19 protein-coding genes are annotated in these 23943 nt (G+C 46.9%); 7 read left to right on the forward strand and 12 right to left on the reverse strand.

All coding sequences use genetic code 11. From position 1 onward, the window contains the following. Positions 1-75 precede the first annotated feature (75 nt). The 9 genes from A596_RS14020 to A596_RS14060 all read right to left on the reverse strand — a co-directional run bounded on the left by A596_RS14020 (position 76) and on the right by A596_RS14060 (position 13972). Positions 76-3108, reverse strand: coding sequence for a TonB-dependent receptor (locus A596_RS14020; protein ID WP_039915890.1), 3033 nt, complete (start codon positions 3106-3108; stop codon positions 76-78). A gap of 394 nt (positions 3109-3502) precedes the next feature. After that, positions 3503-6001 carry a glycoside hydrolase family 9 protein gene (locus A596_RS14025; RefSeq protein WP_084128363.1) on the reverse strand — a complete coding sequence of 833 codons (2499 nt, stop codon included), beginning with the start codon at positions 5999-6001 and terminating at the stop codon, positions 3503-3505. A gap of 176 nt (positions 6002-6177) precedes the next feature. After that, positions 6178-6609, reverse strand: a complete 432-nt coding sequence (locus tag A596_RS14030; RefSeq protein WP_052417520.1) for a group I truncated hemoglobin — start codon at positions 6607-6609, stop codon at positions 6178-6180. 2 nt (positions 6610-6611) lie between these two features. Next, positions 6612-7505 (reverse strand): DUF3034 family protein, encoded by an 894-nt coding sequence (locus A596_RS14035; RefSeq protein WP_039915892.1) that lies wholly within the window; start codon positions 7503-7505, stop codon positions 6612-6614. Between the two features lie 63 nt (positions 7506-7568). After that, on the reverse strand, positions 7569-9899 hold the full coding sequence (locus A596_RS14040) for a GGDEF domain-containing phosphodiesterase (protein WP_039915894.1): 2331 nt from the start codon (positions 9897-9899) through the stop codon (positions 7569-7571). 22 nt (positions 9900-9921) lie between these two features. Beyond that, complete coding sequence (locus A596_RS14045; RefSeq protein WP_052417521.1) at positions 9922-10593, reverse strand: methylamine utilization protein; 672 nt, start codon at positions 10591-10593, stop codon at positions 9922-9924. 15 nt (positions 10594-10608) lie between these two features. Next, positions 10609-12288: a GGDEF domain-containing protein gene (locus tag A596_RS14050; protein ID WP_039915896.1), complete on the reverse strand. Its 1680-nt coding sequence runs from the start codon at positions 12286-12288 to the stop codon at positions 10609-10611. Between the two features lie 170 nt (positions 12289-12458). After that, positions 12459-13091 carry a thiol:disulfide interchange protein DsbA/DsbL gene (locus tag A596_RS14055; RefSeq protein ID WP_039915898.1) on the reverse strand — a complete coding sequence of 211 codons (633 nt, stop codon included), beginning with the start codon at positions 13089-13091 and terminating at the stop codon, positions 12459-12461. Between the two features lie 197 nt (positions 13092-13288). Then, on the reverse strand, positions 13289-13972 hold the full coding sequence (locus A596_RS14060; RefSeq protein WP_039915900.1) for a c-type cytochrome: 684 nt from the start codon (positions 13970-13972) through the stop codon (positions 13289-13291). Between the two features lie 214 nt (positions 13973-14186). Here A596_RS14060 and yihA point away from each other — a divergent pair, with 214 nt between their 5' ends. Then, the gene (gene yihA / locus A596_RS14065; RefSeq protein WP_039915903.1) at positions 14187-14840 is read left to right on the forward strand and encodes a ribosome biogenesis GTP-binding protein YihA/YsxC; all 654 of its coding nucleotides are present in this window, start codon (positions 14187-14189) and stop codon (positions 14838-14840) included. Positions 14841-15370: 530 nt separating this feature from the next. On the opposite strand, the gene A596_RS14070 is transcribed toward yihA, so the two are convergent. Continuing rightward, positions 15371-16285: a hypothetical protein gene (locus A596_RS14070; protein WP_052417522.1), complete on the reverse strand. Its 915-nt coding sequence runs from the start codon at positions 16283-16285 to the stop codon at positions 15371-15373. Positions 16286-16378: 93 nt separating this feature from the next. Beyond that, entirely contained in the window at positions 16379-19156 is a 2778-nt protein-coding gene (polA, locus tag A596_RS14075) for a DNA polymerase I (protein WP_039915905.1), read from the reverse strand. A 422-nt stretch (positions 19157-19578) separates the two neighbouring features. Here polA and A596_RS14080 point away from each other — a divergent pair, with 422 nt between their 5' ends. Both A596_RS14080 and A596_RS14085 read left to right on the forward strand, forming a co-directional pair. Beyond that, on the forward strand, positions 19579-19851 hold the full coding sequence (locus tag A596_RS14080; RefSeq protein ID WP_039915906.1) for a hypothetical protein: 273 nt from the start codon (positions 19579-19581) through the stop codon (positions 19849-19851). 346 nt (positions 19852-20197) lie between these two features. Next, the gene (locus A596_RS14085) at positions 20198-20482 is read left to right on the forward strand and encodes a hypothetical protein (protein WP_039915907.1); all 285 of its coding nucleotides are present in this window, start codon (positions 20198-20200) and stop codon (positions 20480-20482) included. On the opposite strand, the gene A596_RS14090 is transcribed toward A596_RS14085, so the two are convergent. Continuing rightward, complete coding sequence (locus A596_RS14090; protein WP_039915908.1) at positions 20450-21355, reverse strand: zinc ABC transporter substrate-binding protein; 906 nt, start codon at positions 21353-21355, stop codon at positions 20450-20452. The genes A596_RS14085 and A596_RS14090 overlap by 33 nt on opposite strands. Before the next feature lie 114 nt (positions 21356-21469). Between A596_RS14090 and A596_RS14095 the strand changes: the two genes are divergently transcribed. From A596_RS14095 to A596_RS14110, 4 genes are all read left to right on the forward strand, one after another. Beyond that, positions 21470-21958: a Fur family transcriptional regulator gene (locus A596_RS14095; protein WP_039915910.1), complete on the forward strand. Its 489-nt coding sequence runs from the start codon at positions 21470-21472 to the stop codon at positions 21956-21958. After that, positions 21955-22770 (forward strand): zinc ABC transporter ATP-binding protein ZnuC, encoded by an 816-nt coding sequence (gene znuC / locus A596_RS14100; protein WP_039915911.1) that lies wholly within the window; start codon positions 21955-21957, stop codon positions 22768-22770. Before A596_RS14095 ends, znuC begins: the two co-directional genes overlap by 4 nt. Then, positions 22763-23548, forward strand: coding sequence for a zinc ABC transporter permease subunit ZnuB (gene znuB / locus A596_RS14105; protein WP_039915913.1), 786 nt, complete (start codon positions 22763-22765; stop codon positions 23546-23548). Before znuC ends, znuB begins: the two co-directional genes overlap by 8 nt. Positions 23549-23691: 143 nt before the next feature. Continuing rightward, the gene (locus A596_RS14110) at positions 23692-23928 is read left to right on the forward strand and encodes a hypothetical protein (protein WP_039915914.1); all 237 of its coding nucleotides are present in this window, start codon (positions 23692-23694) and stop codon (positions 23926-23928) included. Positions 23929-23943 lie beyond the last annotated feature (15 nt).

Consider the following 23943-nt stretch of genomic DNA (forward strand, 5'->3'; position numbering starts at 1 on the left):
GAATTATTATTTAATAAAAAACCACGGCCATTTTCTGCCGTGGTTTTTTTATTGCAGGTTCAAATTATCAGGTGATTAGAATTTGAAACGAGCTCCCAATGCCCAGCGCGCTTCGTAAATATTCTGGAAGGCTTCCTGATCTGAAAACTCAAGATAAGTTTGTTGATACTCTTCCAATACGTTGGAACCGTTGACGTAAACAGACCATTGGTCATTCAGGTTGTAAGTAACATTCACATCCATTTGCCCGTAATCGTCCTGATAGAGGGATTGCATTGCATGTGTTGATGTACCTTGCAAAATCAAACGTGGTGAGCGCAAGTTGTAGGCAACACGTGCAGAGAATGCACCATCGTCATACCAAACCACCGCGTTATAGGTGTGCTTGGAATTGTTGGGAAATGGCAAATCCTCGCCCTGGAAACCTTTCACCGGTTGCGAGCTATCTGACAATGTGTAGTTCAAATCAAAACCCATACTGCTGACAACTGGCATATCTGTGACATCACCAAAAGCCAATTTAGCGGCAAGCTCAACACCCTCGAATTCACCACCCTTACCCTGGATTCTGGCGTTAAATGGATGTGGACCACGGCGTACACCGTCTGCATCCGGTTCATCCACCATGACGATGCCGCGCGCAAGGAAGCTTTCTACTTCAATCTTGAAAACTCCCGCACTTAACATTGATGCCTCTCCCAAATACCATTCTGCGGAGAAATCAAAGTTCTCCGAACGGGTTGGATCAAGCATTGGGTTACCATCCAATGATCCACCGGACACGCGCATACAATTACAGGAATCGTTAAACACGCGACCTACGGACTTACCACCACCCCAATCGAGCATATTGAGCGGCATCATGGTTTTGCCATACGACAAGCGCAATTTCACATCTTCAGTAACATCAAATGCGAAGTTGGCGGAAGGTAGGTAATCGGTATATTCGCGATTGGTAACAACATCGCCGGTGTCTACGTTGGTGCCGGAATGTGGCAGCTGATCACCGACAGAATTGCCAATCACAGTAAGGTCTGTTTGGATAACTTTTATACCGATGTTACCGCTTACAATTCCGTGCTGCAGATTTGCCTGCAAGAAATAACTAAACTCATCCAGGTTTACCCCGAATGTGCGGCCAGGGTTGGTAACTGCTGTTTGTGGACCGGAAATTCGTTCCTGGAAGGCTAACGCATTATCCAGTTCGTGCGGATCTATTGCCCATACTGCCGGCAATCCTTTCACTCCACCGAAATCCGTTATTTTCACGACTTTATTGTGTTGATCCAGGCGAGTCGGTTGCAATAAGGTGTAATTGACCCATTTATTATTGAACGCCGTTCCGGCCTGATCTACACCGGTAACAAATTCGCCTTGCGCAAGTGCGGGATTACAGGCAACTGCCGAACCGGCAAATTGGTCAACTGCTTTCCACTGTGCAGCACAACCACCATTTAATTTTCCAAAATAGGAAAACTCGGCAGAATCCACTTTGCGTGTACTATTGCGTAAACCGAAATCAACACTGGTAATAAACGGCTTTTCTTCAAACTTATAATTCCAGTGCGTACTAAAGGTATCCATAGTCGCATCTCTGTCAGTATTACCTTCTGATGAGAATGCACCAATGTGATAAGAGTCGATATCTTCCATATATGCCGCAACGGTGCGTGAACCTTTACCACCGTTAACAACCTGATCAAAACCAGAGAAACTGGGATGCTCGCCGGTAGTGTCGAAACCTATGCGGAAGCGCCCTTCAATTCCGCCGGGAGAATAAGCTGCAAAACAACCACCTTTGTCTCCCACAACAATATCGCCACGAGCGGTATTACATTGGCTTGCCGGAATCAATCCACCGGGGTTTCTAATAATCGAACCCTTATCAATACTTAAAACGTCACCTTCACCGTACGCATGACGCATTGAAGCACTGGCACTGGCCCGTGTTGCACGCACCTGGCCAGTCAAGGCGCCGTCATTATCGTAATTCAATTCAAAGTTATAATTTTGTGATGTTTCATGGTTGTAGTTGGTTTGGGCGAATGATTGCAAACGATAAGGCTCTGCACTAAACGCCGTCACACTGCGCCACTCATTACCGTTATACATGAAACTTTCTTTACCAAATTTGGTAGGAACTGCATAGCCTTCATAGGTGGCCCAGCGGTTGTTCTGCGAAATACCTGCCCGGCGATTCCAGCGCTCCTGATCGCTATAAAAATAATCAGCAACAATCTCAAACCCTTCACCTACACGAGCCTGGAATGATGCATTCAAGCCATCGCGCTGGCGCTCTTCCGCTTTATTAAATGCAGCGAAACCTTGCGGGACTATATGCCAGTATTTACTTTTATCAGCCAGCGAAGCAGCTCCCCAAAGGGCGGTGTTATTGTTCATTACATTACTAAGGTTGCCGCCGTTTTCAGAGGTATCAAAATAGCCGTTAAAATTTGAAGCAAGATTCTTTTCCGTCGTTGCGCCAGCAAGCAAGAAACCAACGTCATCGTTTCTCCAGTTAGCCAACGCAGTCAATGTCGGGTCGTCCTCTTTACTAATTGAGCCCCTGTCAAGTTCGCCGGTGCCTGCAAAAGTCCAACCATTTTCCATATCAAAAGGACGACGGGTTTTTAAATTGATCGTGCCTGAAATACCGGCAGTGTTGTTAGTCGCCAATGGCGATTTATAAACTTCTGCGCCGGAAAAAAGTGTCGATGGCAAATCGCCAAAATCTGCAGCCGCCGAGTCAATAGTTGTTGCACTCAGGAAAGTTTCACCGTTTAAACTCGCTCCCACGTTAGCCATGCCGCGAATTTGTACCGGACCACCTTCACCTGCTGTACGGGTCACCTGCACACCTGGAATACGTTGTAACGAATCAGAGATTGTTACGTCAGGTAATTTACCGATATCTTCAGCCGAAATGCCGTCTACAACCGAGACTGCGTCACGCTTGGTATTTACTGCACTCGCTTGTGCCGCGCGAACCCCCTGTACCACCACTTCTTCGATAGATTCGTCCTGTGCGTACACATTGGCCGTCAGCATCGCCATTGATGCGATAGATCCGCATACAATAATTTTGCGATTGATTATTCGAATTGCCATACTTAATTGGCTTCTTATCTCTTTATTTTCCATCTCTATCCCTCTCTATTATTAATCTTGTTTAATTTATGGGCGAAGCACAGAACCAAAATGGCGCCATACTGTCGACAAAGAAAATAGGTCCCATGGACAACGTTGTCAACCTTGTTGGAAAGAATAATGAGGCGAAGGATGTTTTTATTTATCAATGAGATGGATTATTCGAGCAGGCAAAATGGATGTTTCGTTTTACAAAAAAAAACAAAAATCTTATAGAGCACAACGGTTGTCACAGCAGGATGTCACTTAAATTCACGAAATTTTTATTTATCTGTATTAGCAGATTTATTGTTGTAACGAGCGACAACATATCGCTCGTTACACTTTTCTGGCATGCCTTTCCAAAGTAAAGATTTTACCGGGAGTTTTGATTGAGCTTATCCACAGCCAATGCCAAAAACATGTAATTAGCTTCACCGCCGCCCATTACATATTCAGTTTGTTGCCAGAAGAAGGGCCAGATTTTTAACTCCGGTAAATCCGGACGAATCAATGCAGTACCGGAAATTACACCGCCAGGAATATACGACCAATCAGCACGATTCACGCCGTAAGCCACAGTCGCGGAATTTGCGCCAACACCGGATGCAAAACTTTGGGTATTTTCACCCGGATGCACGCCGAGTACAAAATTGAGCGCATTCACATAAGAATCAGTACCGGTAAATTGCGGCCAGGATTTATGGAAAAAATATTGTTTAACGCCGAATTCCTGAATAGTCCATCCCGCGCCCCAAATATTCGGTTTATAAGGTACACCGTAAGGCGATTCAGTTTTTGCACGCTCACGTACAATTTTTTGATAAGACTCAACAGCAGCATTCACTGCGCCGATAAATTTCTCATCCGTTATTGAAGGCATTACACGGCCAATAGCCCAACCGGTTTTTTCGATATCCGCAGTGATTGATTGCTGCAAACCAATTAATTCCTGGCGATAAGTTTCGTTACCCGTTGCCAGAATCAATTCCGCCAATGCGAAAACCCGCACGTCCGGCTTTTTGGTTTTGGGTGCTGCGATTTTGTAAAGGTTCTGTGCTGCATCCAATGCATCTTTTGCCATTTGTGGATTGTAAGTTTTTAACACCCGCGCCGCTGCCGCTAAACCTGCGGCAACATCCAGTTCACGCTCGGGATTATCTTCGGTGAATACCCAACGATCATCCGGTGTGCCGGATTTTCCATTTTTAATTTCACCGTCTTTTAATGAAGGATCATAGGGAAAATTATCCGTTTGTACCATCGCATCGCCTAGCAGTACATACTGGCGAATAGTGGGTTCGATAATGCCGCGATATAAACGGCCCATGGATTTGTAGCCACCCAGCACACTTAATAAACCGTGCTCAATTTGTTGCAGCGCATCATTCTTACCATCAGCAACATGAATTTCAACCAGCTTTTTCTCCTGGTCAATCAACGTGGCATCGTGATTCAAACCAAATTCTTCCACCATGGTTGCCAACAACCACACAGTGCCAATTTGCGATTCCACACGTAAATCATAATCGCCCGCATCGTGCCAACCACCGGCATCCAAACCGGGAACACGGTCGCCAGGTTTGAATTTGGTACGTGTAGTACCATCAGAAATATAACCATCGATATGATTAAAATTGAGCGGCATCATCAGTGCATCATCTTGATGGTCCAGTCCATGCCACACGCGGTATTTTTCATTCACACGCATATGGCACATTTGTACCGGTAAAAAATATTCCAACGTGGGTTGCCATGCATTGCGCGATAACACATCGTCACCAATTTTAAAGGCGTGGGACGTTTTATCGCGGTAGCTGATTTGATACATGCCCGGCTCTTTAATGTCCGAGAAATCGTAAGTCATATATTGATAACGCAGGAAATTACCCCAGGGTTTTACCTTCGCTTTTTTGACTTCGGTTTTTCCAGCCTCTGATAGTTTATAAATTTTTATCTCGGACGCTTTGGTATCGCGCTTGTCTTGTTCAATAACAACTTGCTTGGATTGCGCTGTGCCATACCCCACTTGCGATACCTGGATTACCGGTTCATAAATCCAGTTTTTTATCACATGCGGTGTAACAACCCATTCCAGTGCCCCTTTAGTTTTATTCGCTGGAATAACACCGCGTACGATGTACCAACCATTATTGTGGTTAGCGCGGCCATCCCATAATTCCAACTCACCGGTTTTGCTTTCAATAGCCATACGGTGTTTATCGGAATCCGGTGCGACAATTAATTTCTTACCGGTAGCCAGCGCTGCCGTCAAGAATTCCCCGTGCGGATTTACCAACGGACCATTGGGTTGTTGTGGAAAAATGCCACTCTGCGCATCCAGCAGCCAGGATTTTCCAAAAAATTCACCAGGAAAAATTTCAAAGTTAAAACCAATTTTCCCTACCCAATCTTCCGGCAAGGGTTTTTCCAAATCCACACTGATTTTAAATTGATTATCTTTCAATGCCGTCACATTAACCTGATAGGTAAATTTCAGGTCGGGATAAATAATCGGGTTAAACCCTTTGCGATCTTTACTTGGATCAGGATAAGAAAGTGTTTGGCTAACCGTTTGCGTTTTTTTATCGACCGTTTGTTTTCCGCCTACCGGCATTGGCGACCATTGTCCAGGGGAAATTTCCAGGCGCAAATCGCCATTCGCCGCCACACGGCTACCGTGTTGGATAACAGTGACACCGGTTTGGTGTCCATCGGGATAAATATCGCTAAACACAGTGACGTTGAGCCCCTGCATTTCAAAATAATCCTGATTATTTAATTTGAGTGAATCGGCAAAGGCTAGAGAGGTGGCAATAGGTGTGAAGGAAATAGCAGCAGCCAATAACCCCAGGGAAAACCTGTTTCTTTTCATACATGAATTCTCGTGCTGTTTTTTGTTATGGTTTATACCAGGTCAAAATAACAACTGGCATACAAGGCAAGTGCAACAGAGAATAAACCCACCAACGCGGGCGAGCACACTTAATTTTGTGGATATATGTTAAATATTGTTAAACGCTGGCGTTAGTAAAATACAAAAGTGGGCAGCTATTGATAAACAACATCTTTATAGGCGGGAGCCAGTAACGCCAATAAACGGTTTTGAGTTCCAACCGGGATCTTGCGCTTTTCCATTGCCAGAATTAAATCGTCAACAATCGCATTGAATTCAGTATTGGTGTAATTGTGGCCGGCGTGAACCTGTTTCATATTTTCATTTTCATATTTACACGGGCCGCCAGCAAGCTGGCAAATATAATCACTTAACCCTTTTTTGAAATGTTGCATATTGACGCCTTTATAACGCGGGTTTACGCGCTCATCTTTAGCGATAATGAAAATCAGGTCGCGCACGATGTTATCAATCCCTGCGTATTGCCCTAGCTCATCATACAACGATTGTTGTGATGAACTGGCACACGATGGCAGTAACAAAACCGTTATCATTACACCAATCATTTTTAGTAATTGAATACGCATAGTTAGAAACTCCCTTGCAATGATAAGTACCAGCCAGTTTGGTTTTTAAAGGTTGCTACCTCCCCCAAATCTACCCAGGCAGCTACGAGCGCAATTCGTTTATTGGGAAACCAGGCCACAAACGCTGTTTGCCAATCATCTTCTTTTATAAATGAAAGGTTATCGGGTTTTTGGCGATACTCGGCTCCCAGGAGCCAGTATTTATTTAATAGCACACCGGCAGAAATTTCCGGTATCACTTCCTTATCATCATTTTTATCCCCGCCGAAACCAACCAGCCCGGTTTGATTGGCATTGGTATAACGCAGGTTGGCATTGAGCAATAAATTGCGATTAAGAAATCCACCCGGAATTAATTTCGTTGCAGTTACATTGATATCCGTGCCTGAATCTTTTTTTGCACCAACTGCACCCGGCACAAAAAAGTCCAGATTTTTTTTGTGTTGGGCACTAATACTGATTTGCGGTATTGCGGTGTAAATTAAATCGCCCGCAACACGCACTTTGGCACTAACAATGCGCTGTCTAATAGAATCCGTGGGCAAACCCAGGGCTACCGTCAGCGAATTGTGGGTGAGTTTTTGTTGCGCAACCGATAATTCAATGCGATTACGCCAACTCCAGCTACCGCCAATAACTTCAAGTTGATAATCACTGGTATCCACATAACTGCCAAATGCCGTTGCACCCCATTCTTCCTGTGCACCGTAACCGGAAATGACTGCCATAGGTACAATGCCACCACCGGCAATCCCTTCAATGGTTGTTGCACCACCTGTTGCTAATAAACGGCTACGTCCAATGATGTCACTACTCGCCAACTCGGAATCAGTAACTGCTATACAAATGGATGAAGGCAATAAACAAAACGCGACGATTAATTTGATAATTTTCATAGCATCATTTTCCGTTAGACACCTGCCCTGCAATAAATTCGAGCCGACATATTGCCGATATATTTATTGCAGCGCTTTTAAATAGTCGTGTACCCAGCGGGTAAAATCTGCCGCAGGTAATGGTTTGCTATACAAATAACCTTGTGCTGTATCGCAACCATATTGTTTTAACACCGTTTTAATGGCTTCGGACTCCACCCCTTCCGCGGTAATACTCAAACCCATCGTATGGCCCAGCTCAATGGTGGAGCGCACAATCAGTTGATCGTCCGCACTGGCGTCCAGATTTAAAATAAAGGATTTATCAATTTTTAATTCAGAAACCGGTAATTTTTTTAATTGCGATAAAGACGAATAGCCAGTACCAAAATCATCGATTGATAAGGTCACTCCAAGGCTGCGCAGACGCTGTAAATTATGCAGGCATTTATCAGCTTCACGCATAATGGCACTTTCGGTAATTTCCAGGTAAAGATTTTCTGCCGGAACACGATTGGCTTGTAGTAATTCCGCTACGTATGCGGGCAAGTCATCTACCAATAAATCCAATGCAGATAAATTTACTGAACAGGTAATTTTTATTTTTTCATCAAGCAGTTGGCGTAGCTGGGCAATCGCCGTTTTTAATACCCAGCGCGTTAACAAGGTTATTTGCCCGGAGCTCTCAATTACGCCAATAAACTCATCCGGCGCGACAAAACCCAATTCCGGATGACGCCAGCGCACCAGTGCTTCTGCACCCAGGGTATCCGGCTGTTCCAGATTTATTTTCGGTTGGTAATAAAGGCTGATATAGCCTGCGTGCAAAGAAGATTCAAATTCGCGGAATAAATGCAGGCGCCGCAAATGTTGTTCATCCCAGCCGGCTTGATACCAACAACTGTGTCGCTCACTAATGCGGCCTTCATTTAACGCCAAACTGGCGCGGCGCAATAAGGTTTCAGCTGAGTCAGCATCGGATGGATAAGCGGCAATGCCAATATTGACATCAACCGATACCTGGATACCGCTTATGACCAGCGGTGTTTTAAACGCGCTGTGAATTAATTCAATGGTTTCACTGATAGCATCCGCATCGGCCGCCATCATAATCGCAAGGAATTCATCACTACCCAAACGCAATACTTCACCGTGGGTAATGATGCGCGCTATTTTCTGCCCGACATCGCGCAATACGGCATCGCCAATTTCCTGGCTGAGCTCATCGTTCACCTGGGTGAAATTTTTAATATCCATGACGAGTAAATACACATTTTGTTTCACTGCCAATGAACGAGAAATTGCATTCTGCAATTCAGGAAAAATCCTGAGACGATTTGGTAAACCCGTCAGTGGATCGTGCTCTGATTGATAGAGCACTTGCTGTTCGCGCTCACCAATGGCTTTTTGCATACTGATAAATGCCTTGGCCAAATCCCCGAGTTCATCGTTGGATTGCACAGCGATGGGGGTTGCATAAAAACCGCCAGCGATGCGCCGGGCAATATCGGCAAGCAAAGTCACCGGTTTGGTAACACTGCGCGCAAGCATCCACGCAGCCAATGCAGCTACTAATGAAAACGTGAGTGCGAGGAAAAATAATTGCACATTCAAACGTGAATAGGGTGCTAATACTTCACTCAGCGGAACTTGTAACACCGCGCGTACATTTTCATTTTGTCGCGCAGCAGGTACCGCTAGCGACATAAGGTCATCGTAAATAAATACTTCACCCAGGGCCGGGTGTTGTGGCAACTGCTTTAACAGGTCGCGCAAGTATTCAGCCTTCAATGTACCATTCAAATAACGCATCTCTGTGCCATCGCGATGGATGAACGATACTTCCAAACCCGTTAATTTTTTTAGATCCAGGCTAAATTCTTTTTTGATTTCAAAACCCATTCCCGCAAGCCCGATAACTACTGGTGCTTTTACGGCATACATCACAAACTGGTAGGCGCGCCCATTCACACGGATAATATCGTAGGCTTGCCCTTTAGCCTTGGCTCGCGCCGTTAGCGCCAAAAATTCGTCATCTACTTGCAACGCAAAGTTCTGGTCGCTGGCAATGAGTTTTCCATGTTCGGTAATAAGCACACCAATATCAGCGGAGATACGCGCCGAGTGATTATTCAACGCTGAAATAATAGTTTTTTCATCCTGCGTTGTTACTGCTTCTTTAAAACCAAAATCTTCGGTGAGGATTTTTACCGAGAGCGCCAGTTGCTCCACGTTTTTTTGCATGATGCGACTGAATAATTCACCGCCAGCCAACAATTCTGTCCGCGCGTTTTGGGTAACTGCCTTTTTAATAACTACACGTGTTGCCACATAAGAAATGGCTTCCAGTGTCACCACTAACCCCAGCAAAAACGCCAGCAGTTTTATGAGATAACTGATCCGTGGCATAGTCATAAAATTATGAATTCAGCGTCGGTTATTGAAAGAGACCGGAAAATTCGTCGCTGGATTTTTCACCGGCTTCGCTCATCAGATTGTCCAGTTTGATTTGTTGCTGAAGCGGGGCGTTTTCGCTGAGGATAACCGGCAGTTCAGGCCCGGTTGCGGTCAGGCGCGGATGAAAAATATGTAACTGATAGTTACCGGCGGGAGCCTGGATATGTACATTACCTTGCACATCACCCACAGCATGGAATTCAGTATCCACCACATAAATATAAGCAATCATGGAATCATGGATATTACAACCCAATACAACTGTACCGGGTTTATCAAATAATACTGGCTCGGCTGTCATGCCGTGATAAAGGCGCAATTCAAATTTTTTGGCGGGAGAAAATGAATAAACATGATGGCGAATATCATCGCTATTGGGAAAACGCACGAATGTATTGGTGCGTATCGCCATAACGCCTGGCACAAACATTTTATTGTGTTGATCGATTACCGCTGTCAGCGGTTGGATGAATACCGGTTTTGGTTCCGGCACCAATGCAGCAACTGCATCTTTTAATGGTCGCCCCTGTGTATCACTTACCCTGAGTTGTAATTCCGCAGCCTGTATCACTCCACAATAACAGGCCAATACTATTAACGCGATGATTTTTTTGCAAAGCTTGAGCGGTGCGGTTGCAATGCATAATTTCATAATCACATCCTTAATTTACAAGCGTTGGCAGCGATTGCGCCCTCCGGATTTTGCGGTATACAAAGCCTGGTCTGCACGCTCGAATGCAGTTTCCAGTGAATCGCTGGTTTTAAATTCGGTGACGCCGATTGAAACGGTAATCGTTAAGGGCTGATCTTTGTAATTGAATGCGGCGTTGGCGATAGCATCACGTACTTTTTCCAATACACCGAGTGCAGCCTGGCTATCGGTTTCCGGCATCAGCGCCACAAATTCTTCGCCGCCATAACGGCAAAAGAAATCAACTTCACGCAAGCGCTTGGCGATGGAGCGGCCAATCACTTTTATTACGCGATCACCCGCTTGATGCCCGAAAGTATCGTTGATGCGTTTGAAGTGATCGATATCAAAAATCGCCACACTTAATGGCCGGCCATAACGCTGCCAGCGTTGGACTTCCACGTGGGCGCGTTCGTTATAAGCTTCGCGGTTGGGTAATTCGGTGAGCGCATCTTGCAATGCTTTTTTGCGTTGCACTTCAAGGCTGGTGCGATTTTTTTCTGCTTCGACTTCCATCGTTTTAATTTTTGCACCGAGCGTTTCCAACTGTAGTGCCAGGTGTTGCTGCGCATGATCCATGTTTTGATGCTGGTCGAGCGCCTGGCGAATATTTCCCAATTGCGATTTCACTTTGTCTTTGAGTTGATTCAGATCGGTTGCTTTTTCTGCGGAAGATTCCAGCTCGCCCATTTCACGTATCATGTCATCTTGCAATTTACGTGACGCTGCACGTTCATTTTGTGAATGTTTTACTGCACCGCCGAGTAATGAATAAATATCGGCGAGTTCTTCATTGACGTTTTTGAGGTAGCTGGCAAATGCCTGACTAGCGGCGAGGTAAGCTTCCATTACTAACGCGCGCACTGATTCCAGTGCGGGGATTACTGCATCCGGCGCGATGCCTGCCGCCAATTTATTGCGCAACATCACAGCCCGGCTTTGCATAAGCACATCGTTTTCCAGGCTTTGTAAAATTTCATTGAGAATTCTGACTATTGCATCCAGATACGCCGGTTTTTGTTCCGTTGTTGAAATGGTCGCCGCTTTGGGGGCCGGGTCCGTGTTAACACCTGCGGGCAATGGCAAGGTATCGATATAATCGTCCGTATCAGATTCTGCTGCGCCCTGCTCATCCGCTTTGGCGGGTTTGGTTCCGAGGATTTTCCCGAGCAATCCAACCTTGGGCTGTTCGACTTCTTTTAATGCCTGCTGCTGGATATTTGCCAACTGTTGTAACAATGCCGGATACAACCGGATTTTTTTACTGCGCTGGGGCAGGTTTGCGAGGAAGTCACTTATCTCTTTGGTAACACCTTTGGACAGCTTGAACACACCCAATGCTTTGATGGTCTCGCTTAATGCGACAGTGATCTCTTTAGCGCCCTGCTCCCGGTGGGATTCGAAAGCCAGTGCGGCTTTTTCCAACTGCTCCAGGATTTTGTTCATTTCCATTGCGCTGGTTTCGCTGCGCAATTTTTCACGTAGCTGGCTCATGATGTTATCCAGGGTTTCATCCTGGCCATCAGCAGCGATGCTGACACGCACTAGCGCACTGCGCAGCAATTCTTGCTGGCGGGTAAATTTTTGTTCCAATTGCTCCTGCTCATCCAGGGCATTGAGATACTTATCCCGCCAATTATTTTTATCGCCACTCATAAGTTGCACATTGCCCTGTCAGCTATTGGTGTAAAGGTAAAACCAGTATAGCTAGGGAACGTGCGGGCACAGGCCAGCGGCGCTAAAAACCCGCGAAAAGTTAATCGCCAGAAAAACAAAGCCCGCACCTTGGCAGGTGCGGGCTTTGATGAAAATCAAACAGCTACAGCTTATTTCTTGGCAGCGCGTTCTTTGGCGATCAGGAAATCGACCACTTTCAACATTTCTTCGTGGCCACCGGTCGCGCGTGAGCTGATACGGTATTTGCCGTTAACAACCAATTCCGGAGTACCGGTGATTTTGTAGCTGCGAGTGCGGGCTTCCGCTTGTTTGATTTGGCTGGTTACACCAAAGGAATTGTAAGTACTGATGGCAGTTGCCTTATCGACACCATACGTCGCAAAGAAGTCAGCCCATTGCTCGGCAGAGTTAAAGCTTTTGTGCTCCAGATGCAGGGCATTGAAAATCGCCATGTGCGCTTTATCTTTAATTTTCAGGGTAACAGCTGTGTAAAAACCGCGAATCAATGGCTCCATGCTCGGGTTCCACATCGCGTGGGTTTGCACTACATACACATCACTCGCTTGTTTCTTTTCCCAGGCTTGCAGCAACGGCTCAAAATGGAAGCAGTGCGGACAGGAATAGGCAAATACTTCTGCCACTTCGATCTTGCTTGGGTCCGCCGTGCGCACCGGTTGCTCCAGCACTACATAATGCTGGCCTTCCAGATATTCGCTCGACTTGTCCTGGGCACAAGCGCTCAGGGAGAAAACCAGACCCAACAGGGCAACCAAAATACGCATAAAACGCTCCTCAATCTTTTATTGTGTTCGCCGGGATAATAAAGGGGGGAAATTTGCCTGACCTGATTAGTCCTGTAAGTCCTCATCAAGTTCCCCGATAGGGGCCGGATTCTCCAGCGCCTGATGCAATCTGTAAAGAGCAGACATAAAAAAGGCGACTAATGTCGCCTTTTTTATCGCCCTGCAAGCATTTTTGTTTAATGTAAACCAGCAATATAGTTAGCTAATGCTGCAATTTCAGCATCATTTAGTTTATCGGCTACTGAACGCATGATCGATTGGTCGCCATCGTTCTTACGATCACCGGCGCGGAAAGCACGCAGTTGCTTCTCAATATATTCAGGATGTTGGCCACTCAAGCGCGGGAAACCGGCAGGAATATTGCCTTTACCATCCGGCGCGTGGCAGCCAGTACAGGCAGGCACACCGGAAGCAGGATTGCCAGCACGGTAAATGCGCTCGCCCAACTCAAGGCCATCAACCTTGATACCGGAGTTCACTTGCACTTCAATTTTCTTGGAGCCGGACAACTGGGTAGTCTGGGCCGAAAAATGCGCCGCCAGGTCTTCCAGATCCTGCTTCGTCATTTTGGCCAACAAGCCAGTCATTTCCATAACCGCACGGCCGGTGTTCGCTTTTTTCTCAGCATCGGTTTCCAGATCCCACGCCTGGATATCCGTCATTTGCTTTAACAGGTAACGCTCGCCCAAGCCGGCCAATTTTGGGAAGGTACCAACCAGGCTATTGCCGTCAGCACCATGGCATGCACCGCAAACTGCCGCTTTGGTAGCACCTGCCGCCGCATCTCCCGCTGCCAGAGCGCCCTGGGTTATAGCGACCAAACCCAGCGATAAAAGTGCATTTCGTACGATATGTTTCATTGGCTAACCCGAATTGATCGATGAATCTGATTGTTATGGGTGTGGCTTCAAGAGCTACACCGGGTGACAAGTTCGCTTAATGATGGACCAACAAGCTACAATTGCACCCCTATTTCGCATGAATTCTGCCTTTTGGCGCGCACCGCGACCTACAAAAGCGGCGGCATTATATTACCAACGCGCTAATAACACACTATTTTGAAGGGTTATTATCTTGACCGAGATCGTATTTACCAAGGCTTATTTTTCCAAAAGCGCACCCAGCATTCGTGAATGTCCGCCCGAAGTTGGTTGCGAGGTGGCCTTTGCTGGTCGCTCAAATGCGGGTAAATCAAGCGCCATCAATGCATTAACTAACCAAAAGCTGGCGCGCACCAGTAAAACCCCGGGCCGCACCCAGTTAATCAACTTTTTCAACCTGGGTGAAAACCAGCGTCTGGTTGACCTGCCCGGTTACGGTTACGCCAAGGTATCACGCGAGCAAAAAGAAAAGTGGCAACGCGACCTGTCCGAGTACCTGCAAAAACGCCAAACCCTGAAAGGCCTGGTGTTATTGATGGATATTCGCCATCCGCTGCAAGAATTCGACACCACCATGCTCAACTGGGCCAAACGCGGCCATATGCCCGTGCATATCCTTCTCACCAAGGCCGACAAGCTCAGCCGTAGCCAGGCGATGAAAAGCCTGTTTGACGTCCAGAAAGACTTGAAAAAATTGGGGCTGGAAGATGCCAGCGTGCAATGCTTCTCAGCATTAAAGTATGCGGGGCTTGACGACCTTAAAGCCAAACTGCAGTCATGGCTGGCGCCGGAGAGAGAACCTGAAACGGATAATGAAAGTATTGATTCAGCTACCGATGAAAAATGATCGGTCGCTACAAAAGAGAACGCCAAAAATAAAAAAACCGATGATTTGGATAAATCATCGGAAAAGACTGGCACCCTTGGGGTGATGCCAGATGGGCTAGGTCTTTCGACCAAGGACAAAAAACAGGAGTTAAGCTCAATTAAAGCAGACAAGTCAGCATCAATTACGTACTCTCTGACTCAACACGCTTAATATAAGTTCATGCAAAAACGTAAATCTTTGTAATTGCAACAATTTTTGCACAATTGCCTGATGATCTGGGGCGCGAGGAAATGCGGGCGAAAAAAAACCCCGATATTATCGGGGTTTGCTTAGCAATTTCGCTCAGCTGGCTTAAGTGCCAATAGGGGAGGAGTTAGCTCATGATCGTAAAACACACATTACTGAGACCTGGCCATCTCCAAATAAGTTCAAATAAAATTTAAAAAATTTGCACAGTTTTTTGTTAATTTAACAAACCTCATATAATTCAAAGGCTTAAAATTCAATTTTATATCCAAATCTGCAAAAACTTTTTTATCCAGGCATTTTTAAGGCTGGACGGTTTGTGATGCAGATTGACTTTCCGGTGGTTTATTATCCAACAAATGGATGAAATCCGGGGTAAATCGGGTATTCAAATTGCCCAGCAACGGATTTTCCAACGCAATGATCTTCCTGCCTTTCAGCCGGACGTAATCCAGGCTGGTGTGATAATGCGCTTTCCAGAGCGTTTGTAAGGAACCATCCATATACGCCCTCTTCAATCCTTCCTCTATACGTTCTTTGGCCAAAACATTCTTGCTGTTCAGGTAAAAGAAACGCGGCAAGGGATAGACGAGCATAAAATGGTCATCGATAACCAGATTATTAAGCTGGCTGAATTGTTCGACTTCACCCAGGATCTCATTCACCCCGCGACAAAAAAAATCGACCCTTCCGCCAATCACCATTAAAAAAATGGAATCGTAGTTATCGATCTCCCGCACCTTCAAACCGTTATGACGAAAAATCAGGGTATCCGCCCAACCTACGCCATGAGCGAAACTATACTGGCTCAATTGCTGGAGGGAATCAATTTTTAGCCCGTTCTTCTTGAGTTTCGGATTCATAAAACAAACCCGATAACCCAAGACGCCCAGATCCATCGGAAAATTAATAAAATTAAGGTTGGAGTTTTGCGTAAGGTTTTGTTCGTAACTGGTTTCGATAACCAGATTGGGATAAGCGTTATCAACCAACGCTTTTAAAGCACGAGTGTAGTTACGCGGGGGAATGGGATTGAGGCGAAAATCACCGTAATCATTGCGTGTTTTTTCCAATGCTAATTGCAAGAGGGCCGTGCTGTAGAGATGATGCGTATCGCCCGGCGCATATGGAGAACGATGACTGACCACCAATTCAGCATGCGCCATGAGCGGCTGCAAAAGAAGTAGTAACCACCAACAACGCATTATTATTTTCATCACCAACCACTCCCTCTCCCACTGCGTTTAATCACACCGGAAATTACTCCCTGTAAATCCGGTGCGATTATTTAATTGATGTTTTATTAATTATTAATGTGCTTCATCCCAATTATTCCCAACACCGGCTTCCACCAATAACGGCACTTTGAGACTGGCTGCGGACGACATACGCGCGATCAACCCTTCACGGACTTTATCCACTTGCGCTTCGGCAACTTCCAGCACTAATTCATCGTGCACTTGCATAATTATTTTGGCATCCAGGCGCGATTCGTCCAGCCAGGCTTGCACTTTAATCATCGCAGTTTTAATGATGTCTGCCGCTGTACCTTGCATAGGTGCGTTAATCGCAGTGCGCTCTGCACCCATTTGCAAATTTTTATTTTTGGCGTTGATATCCGGCAAATACAAACGTCGACCGAAAATAGTCTCGACATAACCCTGCTCATGTGCCAACGCGCGAATATTATTCATGTAGCGCTGCACACCCGGATAGCGTTCAAAATAACGATCAATATATTGCTGCGCTTCGTTGCGCCCCACGTGTAATTGTTTCGCGAGACCAAACGCCGACATACCATAAATCAATCCGAAGTTAATCGCTTTGGCACTGCGGCGCATTTCATGGGAAACAGCATCCAAACCCACACCAAAAACTTCGGCAGCTGTTGCGCGATGCACATCCAATCCTTTTTCAAATGCACTTAACAAACCAGCGTCATCGGACAAATGCGCCATAATACGCAATTCAATTTGCGAATAGTCAGCGGCTACCAGTTTATAACCGGCCGGTGCAATAAATGCCTGGCGAATGCGACGCCCCTCTTCAGTTTTGATCGGAATGTTTTGCAAATTGGGATCTTGTGATGAGAGCCGCCCGGTTGCGGCGACCGCTTGATGGTAACTGGTGTGTATGCGGCCAGTGCGTTTGTTAATCTCCAGCGGCAATTTATCAGTGTAGGTAGATTTTAATTTTGCCAGGCCACGATATTCCATCAACACTTTTGGCAACGGATAATCCAACGCTAATTCCTGCAATACTTCTTCTGCAGTGGACGGTGTACCTGTCGGTGTTTTTTTAATGATCGGCAACTTTTGTTGCTCAAATAAAATAACGCCTAATTGCTTCGGTGAACTTAAATTAAATTCCTGCCCGGCTATTTCATACGCCTTGCGTTCTAATTGTGTTAATCGTTCACCCAGCTCGACACTGTGTTGGCCGAGCAATTTTGCATCAACTAGCGCACCGTTGCGTTCAATACGGGACAACACCGGCAACAAGGGCATTTCGATAGTTTGAAATACCGCTTTCAAAGTAGGAATTTGTTCCAGTTGCGGCCAGAAAAATTGATGCAAGCGCAAAGTAATATCCGCATCTTCCGCGGCATAATGACCGGCATCTTCAATTTTTAATTGATTGAAACTGAGCTGCTTTACGCCTTTACCTGCAAGCTCCTCAAATGTGACAGTTTTGTAGTCCAGATAATTTTGCGCAAGGTCATCCATATTGTGGCGGCTACCGATGGAATTCCACACGTAGGATTCAAGCATGGTGTCGAACGCAATACCGCGCAGTTCAATGCCGTAATTCAACAGCACACTGCGATCATATTTTAAATTCTGGCCAATTTTTATTTTATTGGCATCTTCCAATATCGGCTTTAATTGCTCGAGTACCCAGTCCAAAGGCAATTGATCCGGCGCACCCATGTAATCATGCCCGCAGGGTACATAGGCTGCGATACCTGCTTCAATTGCAACGCTGAGGCCGACAATTTTTGCATCCATAATCTCTAATGCTGTGGTTTCAGTATCAAATGAAAACGCTGCGGATTTTTGTAATCGCGCCAACCAGTCAGCAAATAAATTTTTATCAGTGATGATGTCGTAATGTTTTTCAACGGCAGATATTGTCGGCACATTATTTTCAATTGCCTGATCGCTGGCGACAATTTCAAGTGCAGGCGCTGCAGTAACAGAAGCAGCATTATTGATTTCTGTTACCCAGCTTTTAAATTCCAGTTCTTCAAATAATTCAAGCAGGCGTTGATTATCGGCCGGTGTACAAATAATTTCAGCGGGACCAAAAGGTAATTCAACATCGGTTTTAATCGTGGCAAGGCGATAGGATAAATACGCCATATCGCGATGCTCGATTAATTTTTCCGGCATGGTTTTCGCGCCGCGAAATGACAACGTGCGCACTTTTTCCAGGTCCGCATAAATTGCATCCAAACCGCCCGCGCCTTGAATTAAACCTTGCGCGGTTTTTTCACCCACACCGGGAACGCCGGGAATGTTATCTACCTTGTCACCCATCAATGCAAGGTAATCAACCATTAATTCCGGACCAAAACCGTACTTGGCATTTACACCGGAAATATCCAACACCGTTTCAGTCATGGTGTTTACCAGCGTGACATGTTCGTTTACAAGCTGAGCCATGTCTTTATCGCCGGTGGAAATAATTACCGGCATTTTCTTTTCTGTTGCTTGCAGCGCGAGAGTGCCAATGACATCGTCCGCCTCAACACCCTCTATAACAAACAACGGTAAACCCATCGCCAGGACTATGTCGTGAATGGGTTGTACTTGTGGACGCAGATCATCGGGCATGGGCGGACGATTGGCTTTGTAATCGGCATAGATGTCATCGCGGAAGGTTTTGCCTTTTGCATCAAAAATTACTGCAATCTGGCTCGCAGGATAATCCTTGCGCAAACGACGCATCATATTCACTACGCCTTTTACTGCGCCGGTCGGCTGGCCTTTGGAATTGGTCAGTGGTGGTAATGCGTGATAGGCGCGATATAGATAGGAGGAGCCATCAACAAGCACCAGCGGTGCCGGGATTTGGGTTTCGGTCATAGCAATTCAGTCTTAGCAGTTTTTTGTGGGCAGAAGCATACACCAAAGCCCTTGTTTACGAGCCTTAACCCTACCCATTACGAGGCGCAATTTTGGCGCCTCCCAATCAAGTAACACTCTTGAAGCCGGTAACCATCCAAAAGTGTTACCCATACAAATATGTGTTACCACGCGCCAAACTTGGCAGAAAATTTAACTTTAATAGCTAAGTTTCGGTATTTATTCACAAAATAAGGATGCGTATAACTAAAAAGTTTAACGAGGGGCTAGGCAGAAAATAAAAATGTGTTACCATGTGTAACATACAGTAACAAAACAAATCCAACGTGGTGTTACTGTAAAACCTAACCCAAGGCAACTTACCAACAGAAGGGTTGCTCACAAGGCAACTGGAATTGAAACATCGTTAGGAGGAACCCACGATGAAAAAATTTGCACAATTAGCCGTTAACCTGGCACTGACCGTAGTACTGACTTCTTCTACTTTGTTCCTGGCAACTGCCGGTGCTTACGCTAGCGAAGCAGAAGAGCAAAATCTGACTATCGCTGCTGCTGAAATCAGCACAGAAGCGACCAAAACCGAATTGCGTGTGACTGAAGATCTGGCTGAAAAAACCGAAGCGCTTAACAAGAATGTCAATGCCAAACTCGAAAAGCAATTGGATGCAAAATTAGCTAGTACCTTTAATCTGTAAGATTCCGGCTGTGCCGGTTGTAGTCCGGTACAGCATTATTTTTTTCTTAAGCTGTTGATTTGTTTTTACTTTCTCCTTTATTTTCTCCTCGTGTATTAACCCCGTTTTTAATTATATAACCATCGGTTATATCAAAACGGGGTTCTTTTTTTGTAGAAATCACAAATTTGTAATTTGCTTTGGCTTTGGCGTGCAAGCCCCTCGCACTGTTTATTTTCTAACCTAAAATCAGGCTGTAAACGGGATTTTTTGTCAGAGATAGCGCAATTGAACTCCGTTTTGAAGTAAGCGCCGTGTTGCCGCCCGCAGAGTAGCGGGTGTTATTTTCAATGAACCGGAGGATGTCATGGACACCTTAATCTTTTCCCAGACTGCGATTTTTCGCATGCAACAGTTGGCGAGTTGTGTATATCACAAAACGGGGGTGCGCCATCGTATGGCTACCCAGGATGGAATGCTGGCACTGTTGAGTGAAGCAGCGGCGTCTAGCGATAGAGACATACGCCAGTATTACGATGCCTTTGTACTGGAATTGAATAGCCGCCAATTGGATTTGCTGGAGGCGCGCAATGTGAAAATGCGGCCACCCCTGGTAGGATCAGTTATTAGTCACATCCGTGAGGCAAGTTAAAAAACTTTGTCCGAGTTTTTCGAGTAAACGCTGATAACTGGATACCTGTTGATCGCCAATAGGGTCCAGTATTCCAATTTTTAACCCGATGGATTTAGCCATAGTTTCAATTGATTCAACCTGGTAATAAGGTTCCACAAACAGGCACTTTCCTTCCTGTTTCAACACCCCCTGCAATTCTTTCAAATGTCTCGCACCCGGACGGCGCTCCGGCGCATAGGTTACATAACCCACCTGATGTAACCCATAGCGGCCAACAAAATGGCTATAACCTTCATGATAAACCGCGAACCCCTGTGCTCTAACCGGGGCCAACTGGCGACTTAACTGTTGATCCAATTGCATTGCCCTGGAGATAAAACGTGCAGCATTGGCTTGGTAATCTTTCGCTGATGGTGGATCTATCGCCGCCAATTTTGTTGCCAACAGGCGGGCAATTACCTGTGCATTACGCGGGTCCAGCCATAAATGGGGATCGCCACCGGTGTGCTGATGATTGGCGTGCTGGTGCCCATCGTTTTCAATCGATGGCGGCCAAAAAAGCTCCGGCAGATCATAAGTCGTAATGACCTTTGCCGGGGGGATATTTGCTAATGAGCGACCCAGGAAACTTTCCAATTGCGGCCCAACCCACAACACCAGATCGGCATCGTGCAGGCGGCGATGGTCAGACATTTTCAAGGGATAATCATGGGGTGATGCGGTGATTGGCAACAAGGTATCCACCTGTGCCTTATCGCCAGCAACTTCCTGTGCAATGAGTGCTAGCGGTTTGATGCTGGCAAGGATTTTTGGTTTGGCCTCCGCCACCAGCGGCAGCCATTGCCCTAGCACCATAATCACCCCAGTCCAAATAATACCTGCACGACTCATATTCACATCCACAACCGGAAACTACTGCATCACTGAAAAACATGTCAGCCAATGGGTTATAGAGTAACATATCTGATGTTTATACACCTTTGCGATTGACCAGCCGGATCTCCTATGGAACACACCCCCATCGCCTGTAGCCATCACGACCACGACCATTGTATCCACGATGCCCTGGCAGCCGCGCGCGACCTGTGCCTGAGCCGTGGTGTGCGCCTGACGGATTTACGTTTGCAGGTGCTGGAATTGATTTGGCAGAACCATAAACCGCTGGGTGCCTACACACTGATGGAAATGCTCGCCAAGGCCAACACCCGTCGTGTAGCGCCACCAACGGTGTATCGCGCGCTGGATTTTTTACTGGAACAGGGGCTGATTCACCGCATCAATGTGTTGAACGCATTTATCGGCTGCCCGTCGCCTGGAACCAAACACCAAAGCCATTTTTTGATTTGCCGCGCTTGCGGTGTCGCTATCGAGCTGGATGAGCCCGCGCTCAGCCAACAGATCCTGCAAGTCGCAAAAGATACCGGGTTTACTGTAGAAACCCAGGCGCTGGAAGTATCCGGACTGTGCGGTAATTGTGCCGGAGCTGACGCATGAGTAACATTTTAATTCAGGCGCGCGGCCTCGGCGTTACACGCAATGGCCGCCAGATACTCCAACACGCCGACCTGACCTTGGAAACAGGCAAGATTGTGACCCTGATCGGACCCAATGGCGCGGGTAAAACCACGCTGGTACGCGCGGTGCTGGGATTGATTAAGGTCGATCAGGGCAACATTGAAAAAGCCCCCGGGTTGCGCATCGGCTACATGCCGCAAAAGCTCCACATCGATGCCAGCTTACCCCTGAGCGTTGCGCGCTTTCTGGCGTTGGGCGGCGCACCACGGGTAGATCTGGACGAAATTGTGCAGCTCACCGGCATCAGTGAACTGATTAATCAACCCATGCAGTTGCTCTCCGGCGGTGAAACCCAGCGGGTTTTGCTAGCCCGCGCGTTGCTGCGCGACCCGCAATTACTGGTGCTGGATGAACCAGTGCAAGGCGTGGATGTTACCGGCCAATCGGCGCTTTATGCATTGATCAATGAAATCCGTAACCGCCGCCATTGTGGCGTATTGCTGGTCTCCCATGATTTGCATTTGGTGATGGCGACGACCGATACCGTCATCTGCCTTAACCAGCACGTCTGCTGCCAGGGCCACCCGGAACAGGTCACTAATGATCCCGCCTACCTCGCCCTGTTTGGCGAGATCACCGGCAACACCAGCGCCCCGCAAGTCGCGATTTACACGCACCATCACGACCACCAACACGACGATCATGGCAATGTGATCCAGGGTGGAAAGAACAAATTCATCCATCGTCACGGCCCGGGTTGTGGCGATAGTTGCGAGCATCATCATGGTTGATTTCCTTCTCCTCGCACTGCTTGCCGGTATTGCGGTAGCGTTGGTCGCTGGCCCATTGGGGGCTTTCGCTGTATGGCGGCGCATGGCGTATTTTGGCGATACCCTCGCGCACTCGGCATTATTGGGGGTCACCTTTGGATTGTTACTCGATATCAACCTCAATCTGGCCATTGCCCTTGGCTGCCTGCTGCTGGCCCTGATACTCGTCGGATTACAACACAACCGCTTCCTCGCCACTGATACCTTGCTGGGCATTCTCTCCCACTCCACCCTCGCACTCGGTTTGGTGTGTGTCAGCGTATTTAGCGAAAACCGTATTGACCTGCTGGCGTATTTATTTGGCGATATTTTGGCTGTAAGCCAGGGCGATGTTATCGGCATTTGGGTGATTAGCCTCGGGGTACTGGCAGCCCTGATCTGGTTATGGCGGCCATTACTGGCCATCACCGTCCACGAAGAGCTGGCTCAGGTTGAGGGCGTGCCGGTGGTGCGCGTGCGCACGGCATTGATGTTATTGATGGCGCTGGTAATCGCCATCGCGATGAAAGTGGTGGGAGTATTGCTCATTACCGCGCTGTTAATTATCCCCGCCGCCGCCAGCCGCAGGCTGACCCGCACACCGGAGCAAATGGCAGTGATTGCCAGTTTGCTAGGCACAATAGCCGTGATCGCAGGCCTGGGTGCCTCTTTCTGGTGGGACAGTCCTGCCGGACCAGCAATCGTCCTGTCCGCAACATTGATGTTCTGCTTAACCCTTTTCAGGAAACAACAAGGTTAAACGCGAGTCTTGTAAGCTAAATCGCACAAGACTTTGCGCAAAATGCGACTGTTCTCACATTTCGCTTTGGGTGATACTGCGCAACATGCCGCACCGACACCATCAACCTGATTGGCGGCGAAATCAGCAAGGATAGGTCACCCATGACAATACTCAATATAGGTACCGAAGCATTTAACAGCACTGAAGTGGCTGAAAAGGTTCAGGCCGACATCAGCTTTTTGCTGTCGCGCATCGCGTTATTGCAAGAACAGCAAAATCCCAATCCCATAGTTCTCCAAACTTACCAGGACATGCTCGAAAGTCGCCAGGCGGTACTCGATTGGCTATTGCAAGATCCAGCTTCATACGAACAGCAAGCGGTGCGGACCAGCCACTAGCCTGTCATTCAAGAT

It is taken from the genome of Cellvibrio mixtus subsp. mixtus J3-8, assembly GCF_000766945.1.
GTDB classification, from domain to species: domain Bacteria; phylum Pseudomonadota; class Gammaproteobacteria; order Pseudomonadales; family Cellvibrionaceae; genus Cellvibrio; species Cellvibrio mixtus_A.

Excerpts from the sequence above, each read along its gene's own strand:
- A596_RS14055 (WP_039915898.1), bottom strand. The coding sequence starts at position 13,091 with ATGCGTATTTTGGTTGCCCTGTTGGGTCTGGTTTTCTCCCTGAGCGCT.
- A596_RS14060 (WP_039915900.1), bottom strand. The coding sequence starts at position 13,972 with ATGAAACATATCGTACGAAATGCACTTTTATCGCTGGGTTTGGTCGCT.
- A596_RS14025 (WP_084128363.1), bottom strand. The coding sequence starts at position 6,001 with ATGAAAAGAAACAGGTTTTCCCTGGGGTTATTGGCTGCTGCTATTTCC.
- A596_RS14080 (WP_039915906.1), top strand. The coding sequence starts at position 19,579 with ATGAAAAAATTTGCACAATTAGCCGTTAACCTGGCACTGACCGTAGTA.
- A596_RS14090 (WP_039915908.1), bottom strand. The coding sequence starts at position 21,355 with ATGAGTCGTGCAGGTATTATTTGGACTGGGGTGATTATGGTGCTAGGG.
- A596_RS14110 (WP_039915914.1), top strand. The coding sequence starts at position 23,692 with ATGACAATACTCAATATAGGTACCGAAGCATTTAACAGCACTGAAGTG.
- polA (WP_039915905.1), bottom strand. The coding sequence starts at position 19,156 with ATGACCGAAACCCAAATCCCGGCACCGCTGGTGCTTGTTGATGGCTCC.
- A596_RS14035 (WP_039915892.1), bottom strand. The coding sequence starts at position 7,505 with ATGAAAATTATCAAATTAATCGTCGCGTTTTGTTTATTGCCTTCATCC.
- A596_RS14045 (WP_052417521.1), bottom strand. The coding sequence starts at position 10,593 with ATGAAATTATGCATTGCAACCGCACCGCTCAAGCTTTGCAAAAAAATC.
- A596_RS14095 (WP_039915910.1), top strand. The coding sequence starts at position 21,470 with ATGGAACACACCCCCATCGCCTGTAGCCATCACGACCACGACCATTGT.
- A596_RS14070 (WP_052417522.1), bottom strand. The coding sequence starts at position 16,285 with ATGAAAATAATAATGCGTTGTTGGTGGTTACTACTTCTTTTGCAGCCG.
- znuB (WP_039915913.1), top strand. The coding sequence starts at position 22,763 with ATGGTTGATTTCCTTCTCCTCGCACTGCTTGCCGGTATTGCGGTAGCG.
- A596_RS14040 (WP_039915894.1), bottom strand. The coding sequence starts at position 9,899 with ATGACTATGCCACGGATCAGTTATCTCATAAAACTGCTGGCGTTTTTG.
- A596_RS14085 (WP_039915907.1), top strand. The coding sequence starts at position 20,198 with ATGGACACCTTAATCTTTTCCCAGACTGCGATTTTTCGCATGCAACAG.
- znuC (WP_039915911.1), top strand. The coding sequence starts at position 21,955 with ATGAGTAACATTTTAATTCAGGCGCGCGGCCTCGGCGTTACACGCAAT.
- A596_RS14030 (WP_052417520.1), bottom strand. The coding sequence starts at position 6,609 with ATGCGTATTCAATTACTAAAAATGATTGGTGTAATGATAACGGTTTTG.
- A596_RS14020 (WP_039915890.1), bottom strand. The coding sequence starts at position 3,108 with ATGGCAATTCGAATAATCAATCGCAAAATTATTGTATGCGGATCTATC.
- A596_RS14050 (WP_039915896.1), bottom strand. The coding sequence starts at position 12,288 with ATGAGTGGCGATAAAAATAATTGGCGGGATAAGTATCTCAATGCCCTG.